General features: G+C 76.6%; 5 protein-coding genes. 4 read left to right on the top strand and 1 reads right to left on the bottom strand.

What is annotated here, in order from left to right:
- From G3I53_RS15075 to G3I53_RS15065, 3 genes are all read left to right on the top strand, one after another.
- Positions 1-215 (top strand): PDZ domain-containing protein (locus tag G3I53_RS15075; RefSeq protein ID WP_164438438.1); only part of this gene is annotated, 215 nt, incomplete at its 5' end.
- A gap of 112 nt (positions 216-327) precedes the next feature.
- Entirely contained in the window at positions 328-1,455 is a 1,128-nt protein-coding gene (locus tag G3I53_RS15070; protein WP_164332876.1) for an aminopeptidase P family protein, read from the top strand.
- A 46-nt stretch (positions 1,456-1,501) separates the two neighbouring features.
- Positions 1,502-2,449: an aminoglycoside phosphotransferase family protein gene (locus tag G3I53_RS15065; protein ID WP_164438437.1), complete on the top strand. Its 948-nt coding sequence runs from the start codon at positions 1,502-1,504 to the stop codon at positions 2,447-2,449.
- A 521-nt stretch (positions 2,450-2,970) separates the two neighbouring features.
- Here G3I53_RS15065 and treZ read toward each other — a convergent pair.
- A complete protein-coding gene (gene treZ, locus G3I53_RS15060; protein ID WP_164438436.1) occupies positions 2,971-4,716 on the bottom strand; it encodes a malto-oligosyltrehalose trehalohydrolase in 1,746 nt (581 codons plus the stop codon).
- 178 nt (positions 4,717-4,894) lie between these two features.
- Here treZ and G3I53_RS15055 point away from each other — a divergent pair, with 178 nt between their 5' ends.
- Positions 4,895-5,446: a DUF1707 and FHA domain-containing protein gene (locus tag G3I53_RS15055; protein WP_164334387.1), complete on the top strand. Its 552-nt coding sequence runs from the start codon at positions 4,895-4,897 to the stop codon at positions 5,444-5,446.
- Positions 5,447-5,547: the final 101 nt, after the last annotated feature.

Below are 5,547 nucleotides of genomic sequence, written 5' to 3'. Positions count from 1 at the left end.
TGGTCGTCGGCGTGCACGTGCCGGGCCCGGGCTACGCGGCCGGGCTCGTCCGGGGCGACGTCCTGCTCGCCTTCGGCACCACCCGCATCGACACGGCCGCCGACCTGGCCCGGGCCGTCGCCCGGGCCCGCCCCGGCCGGGAGGTCGTGCTGACCGTGCGCCACCGCAGCGGCGCCTACCAGCAGCTGACCGCCGTACCGGGCATCGTCACGTGACGGGCACCCGGCCGGGACCCCCGCCCCGTGGACCCCGCACACCGGCTCGCGTCGCCGCCCCCGGCCGGGCAGGATGCTGCCGTAGCCCGCACGCCCACCCCGGGAGGCCCGGATGAACGGCACCACGCCCGCGCCCTTCACCGTCGACGACCACCGGGACCGCATGGCCCGCGCGGTGCGGCAGGCCGCCGAGGCCGGACTGGCCGGCCTGCTGGTGGCCCCGGGCCCCGACCTGACGTGGCTCACCGGCTACACCCCCACCGCGGAGACCGAACGGCTCACCCTGCTGGTCCTGGCCCCCGGGCGGGATCCCGTCCTGGTCGTGCCCACCCTGGAGGCCCCCGACGCCGAGCGGGCCCCCGGCGCCCCCGCCCTCACCCTGCGCGACTGGACCGACGGCAAGGACCCCTACGCCGCCACCGCGGACCTCCTGGACCCCGCGGGCCGCTACGGCATCAGCGACAACACCTGGGCCCTGCACCTGCTGGGACTTCAGAGCGCGCTGCCCGGCACCTCCTACGCCTCCGTCACCGAGGCGCTGCCGATGCTGCGGGCCGTCAAGGACCCGGCCGAGCTGGCACTGCTGGCCGCCGCCGGGGCCGCCGCCGACGCCGCGTTCGAGGAGATCCGCACGGTGCCCTTCGCCGGGCGCCGGGAGTCCGACGTCGCCGCCGACCTCGCCGCGCTGCTGCTGCGGTACGGGCACTCCCGCGTGGACTTCACCATCGTCGCCGCCGGCCCCAACGGTGCCGACCCGCACCACGAGGCCGGCGACCGCGTCATCGCCCACGGCGACATGGTCGTCCTCGACTTCGGCGGCCTGAAGGACGGCTACGGCTCCGACACCTCCCGCACCGTGCACGTCGGGGAGCCCACCGACGAGGAGCGCCGCGTCCACGACCTCGTGCGCGCTGCCCAGGAGGCCGGATTCCGCGCCGTGCGCCCCGGCGCCGCCTGCCAGGACGTCGACCGGGCGGCCCGCGCGGTCATCGCCGACGCCGGCCACGGGGAGCACTTCATCCACCGCACCGGGCACGGCATCGGCGTCACCACGCACGAGCCGCCCTACATGGTCGAGGGCGAGGAGCAGCCGCTCGTGCCGGGCATGTGCTTCTCCGTCGAACCCGGCGTCTACCTGCCCGGCCGGTTCGGCGTCCGCATCGAGGACATCGTGGCCGTCACCGGGGACGGCGGACGGCGGCTCAACAACACCACCCGGGACATGGTCATAGTGGACTGAGGCACCGATGCCCCCGCAACGCCCTCCGAACGACAACGGCGCGACCATGACCCAGGCACCCACACCCACCGCGGACACCGTCCGCCGGCTGATCCGCACCCTCCTCAAGGACGACGGGGGCGGAGCGGGCCACGCCCCCGGACCGGACGTCCGACCGGTCGCCGACGGTGCCGGGACCGGCACCTGGTGGGTCGGCGACCGCCATGTGCTGCGGCTCGCCCCCGACCGCGAGGCGAGCCTGCGGCAGCGCCGCGAACTGCGGGTGCGCGACCTCGTCCGCCCGCACGTCCCGGTGTCCGTCCCGGTCAGCGTCGCGCGGGGCGAGTGGGCACCCGGCCTGAGCTGCACCCTGGACACCCGGATGCCCGGCGGCTCCGCCGAGGACCACCGGGTGTCCGCCGTCGGCGAGACCGACCTCGCCGGACTGCTGACCGGGCTGCGCGCGGTGCCGGCCCGGCAGGCCGAGACGCTCGGGGTGCCGCGCGCCGCTCCCCGGTCCCTGGAAGCCCTGCGCGGGGCCGCGCGGGCCGCCGCCGAACATCTCGCCGCGGCGGACGAGTTCGACCCGGTCCGGCTCGGGCAGCTCACCCAGCCCGCGGCGGTCCAGCTGGGCATCCAGCCCGGCCCGGCCGTGCTCACCCATCACTCCCTCACCGGCAATCACCTCGTCGTCAGCCAGGACGGCCGGGTGCGCGGCGTCCTCGGCTGGGGCGGCGCCGTGGTCGGCGACCCCGCCGAGGACATCGCGGGCCTCGCCGTCGCCGTGGGCGCACCGGCCGCCGTACGGGCCGCCACCCTCGCCGGGTACGGCGCCCGCCCCTGCCTGCGCGGCCTGTGGCTGGCCCGCTGCGACACGGTCCTGCACCTCGCCGAGGCCCTCACCGGGCGCGGCACCGACCCCATGCCCCTGCTGCGGGTCCGGCTGCGCCGCGCCTGGGAGGCGATCCTCCTGGAACGCGTCACCGACCTGCGGGGTCCGGAGGACGGGGCCTGACGGGGGGCGAGCTCGGAGGACGGCGCTTGACCGGCGGGCGCGGCTCGGATGCCGGCGTCTGACCGGCCGGTGAGGCCCGTGCCCCGGCCTGTGTGGTCCGGATGACGGTCCCCGACCGGCCGGCACGGTCCGGGCGACGGTTTCTGACCCGGCCGGCGGGGCCCGAACGAAGGTCCCTGACCGGCCGACGCGGCCCGGGGGACCGCCCCTGACCGGCTGGCGGCCCCTGCCCCGGCCGACGTGGTCCGCGTGACGCCGCCTGACCCGGGCCGGCGGCCCCTGCCCGGCTTGGGCGGCTCGGGCGACGGTTCTGTCCCGGGCTGTGCAGGCCAGGCGACGGCGCGTGTCCCGCTCGGCGCGGCCTGTGTCCCGGCCTGGGCGGCCAGGGTGATCGCTTCTGTCCCGGCCGACGTGTCCCGCATGCGGCCGCCTGCCCCGGGCCGTCGCGGCGCCTGTCCCGGCTTGGGCGGCCCGGACGACCGCCCCATGACCCGGCCCGGCCGGCGGCCCGGCCGGCCGCGTCAGTCCTGGAGCAGGACGACCGCCGACTCGGGGGGCAGGTGCAGGATGCCGTCGGGGCCGGGGGAGTCCACGGGCTCCCACGCGGCGAGCACCCGCGCGTGCGGGGCGCCCAGGGCGATCGCGGCCGGTCCGTCGGCGAGGTTCACGGCGACCAGCACGTCGCCGCGCCGGAACGCCAGCCAGCGCAGCTCCTCGTCGTGGGCCACCTTGGTGTCGGCGAGGTCGGGGTCGGTGAGGTCCGGCTGCTCGTGGCGGACCTCGATCAGCCGCCGGTACCAGGCCAGCACCCGCGCGTGCGGTTCGCGCTCCGGCTCCGACCAGTCGAGGCAGGAGCGGTCGCGGGTGGCCGGGTCCTGCGGGTCGGGCACCTCCTCGGCCGTCCAGCCGTGCGCCGCGAACTCCCGCCGCCGGCCCTCGCTCACCGCCTTGGCGAGCTCCGCGTCGGTGTGGTCGGTGAAGAACTGCCAGGGCGTGCCCGCCGCCCACTCCTCGCCCATGAACAGCATCGGCGTGAAGGGCGCCGTCAGGGTGAGCGCCGCCGCGACGGCCAGCCGGCCCGGGGACACCAGCGCGGCCAGCCGGTCGCCCTGGGCGCGGTTGCCGACCTGGTCGTGGGTCTGGCTGTAGCCGAGCAGCCGGTGCCCTGCCACCCGGGTGCGGTCCAGCGGCCGGCCGTGATGGCGGCCCCGGAAGCTGGAGTAGGTGCCGTCGTGGAAGAAGCCCCCGGTGAGGGTCTTGGCGAGGGCCGCGAACGGGGCGCGCGCGAAGTCGGCGTAGTAGCCCTGCGACTCGCCGGTCAGGGCGGCGTGCAGCGCGTGGTGGAAGTCGTCGTTCCACTGCGCGTGCACCCCGAGGCCGCCCTCCGCGCGGGGGGTGACCACCCGCGGGTCGTTGAGGTCCGACTCGGCGATCAGGAACAGCGGCCGGCCCGTCTCGGCGCCGAGGGTGTCCACGGCCTGCGACAGCTCCTCCAGGAAGTGCCGCGCCCGCGTGTCCACCAGCGCGTGCACCGCGTCCAGGCGCAGCCCGTCGATCCGGTAGTCCCGCAGCCAGGCCAGCGCGCTGTCCACCAGGTAGGCGCGCACCTCGTCGGAGCCCGGGGCGTCCAGGTTGACCGCCGAGCCCCACGGGGTGTGGTGGGTGTCCGTGAAGTACGGCCCGAACTCGGGCAGGTAGTTCCCCGAGGGCCCCAGGTGGTTGTGCACCACGTCCAGGACGACGCCCAGGCCCAGCGCGTGCGCCCGGTCGACGAAGCGTTTCAGCCCCTCGGGCCCGCCGTACGGCTCGTGCACCGCCCACAGCGACACGCCCTCGTAGCCCCAGCCGTGCCGCCCCGGGAAGGGGCACACGGGCATCAGCTCCACGTGCGTGACGCCCAGCTCCGCGAGGTGGCCGAGCCGGTCCGCGGCCGCGTCGAAGGTGCCCTCGCGCGTGTACGTGCCCACGTGCAGCTCGTACAGCACCGCCCCCGGCAGCGGGCGGCCGGTCCACTCGGACCGCCAGTCGAACCGCTCGTGGTCGACGACCGCACTGAGCCCGTCCGGGCCGTCCGGCTGCCGCCGCGAGCGCGGGTCGGGGCGGACCGGGCCGCCGTCCAGCGCGAAACCGTACCGGGAGCCGTCCCGCGCGCCGGCCTCCCCCCGCCACCACCCCTCCCGCCGTGCGTCACGCTCCAACGCGTGGGTGACGCCGTCGCACTCGAGCGTCACACGGCCGGCCTGTGGTGCCCACACCTCGAACTGCACGGACGGTTCCCCTTCGTCTGCTCACCGTGATGTAGCCCGTCCATCGTGCGGTATCGGAGATCAATCCGCCGGTGAATTCCCCCTTTTGCGGCCGGTGTCGCCGCCCGCCCCGCCCGCGCGGGGCGGCGCTTCCCCGCTTTCTGGACAGGCGGGGCCGCACTGACCGACAATCACGTGCGTGACGTCGTCCTTCGAGTTCAACACCTACCCCGCGCGGGTGTCCGACGCGGAGCGCGACAAGGCGCTGAAGGCACTCAGGGACGGCGCCGCCACGGGCCGGCTGTCCCACGACACCTTCGTGCGGCGCATGGAACTCGCGCTGGCCGCGCGCCGCCCCGAGGAACTCGCCGTGCTGACCGCCGACCTGCGCAGCGAGGGCCGCGTGTCCCGGCTGGTCTTCGGGACGGTGGAGGCGGTGTCCGGGTTCGGGGTGCGGCTGCGCCGGGCCTGGCAGGCCGAGCGGCTGCCCAAGCTGCTGCTGCCGCACCCGCAGACGGGCCATCCGCTGCGGATAGGCCGCGACCCCGCCAACGGGCTGCGGCTCACCCACGAGACGGTCTCCCGCGTCCACGCCGAACTGCACTACCAGGGCGGCCTGTGGGTGCTGCGGGACCTCGGTTCGGCCAACGGCACCACGGTGAACGGGCGGCGCGTCGTCGGTGCGGCCGTCGTCCGCGAGGGCGACCAGGTCGGCTTCGGCCACATGACGTACCGCCTGTCGGCGGACTGACCGCTGCCCGGTTCTGCGTCCCCACCCGGCCGGCGGACCGGCCCTCCATGTGCCCCGCCCGCGCGCGGTGTTGCCGCACGGCGGTCCGGCGGCCCCGGCGC

The organism is Streptomyces sp. SID14436 (genome assembly GCF_010548465.1).
Classification (GTDB): Bacteria; Actinomycetota; Actinomycetes; order Streptomycetales; family Streptomycetaceae; genus Streptomyces.
Note: the sequence above shows the minus strand (reverse complement) of the source record. Positions and strands in the feature narration are given on the sequence as shown.

Bases quoted from the DNA above. Each gene is read 5' to 3' on its own strand.
- G3I53_RS15070 (WP_164332876.1), top strand. From the start codon at position 328: ATGAACGGCACCACGCCCGCGCCCTTCACCGTCGACGACCACCGGGAC.
- G3I53_RS15065 (WP_164438437.1), top strand. From the start codon at position 1,502: ATGACCCAGGCACCCACACCCACCGCGGACACCGTCCGCCGGCTGATC.